Source organism: Tepidibacillus infernus, from assembly GCF_048898065.1.
GTDB classification, from domain to species: Bacteria; Bacillota; Bacilli; order Tepidibacillales; family Tepidibacillaceae; genus Tepidibacillus_B; species Tepidibacillus_B infernus.
Map to the genome: position 1 here is coordinate 1 of NZ_JBLWFI010000077.1, position 255 is coordinate 255.

The 255-nt window shown below is 34.5% G+C and carries 1 protein-coding gene; it reads right to left on the reverse strand.

The annotated features are described in order from the left end of the window. On the reverse strand, positions 1 to 255 hold a 255-nt coding region (locus tag TEPIDINF_RS15305), incomplete at both ends, for an ATP-binding cassette domain-containing protein (RefSeq protein ID WP_421692413.1).

Genomic DNA, 255 nt, shown 5'->3' on the forward strand with positions numbered 1-255 from the left:
CAACTTTTCCTAAATACTTTTTCGCTATCTCTTCGGCCTTTTCTTTAGGCATATTTAATACCTTAATCGGAGCAATGGTTAAATTATCCAGAACTGTCATATGAGGGAATAAATTAAAATGCTGGAACACCATACCTACGTGGGTTCTAACCATATTTAGATTAACCTTAGGATCAGATAAGTCATCACCATTAATAACCACTTTTCCTGCTTGAAACTCTTCTAAACGGTTTAAGCAACGTAAAAAGGTACTTT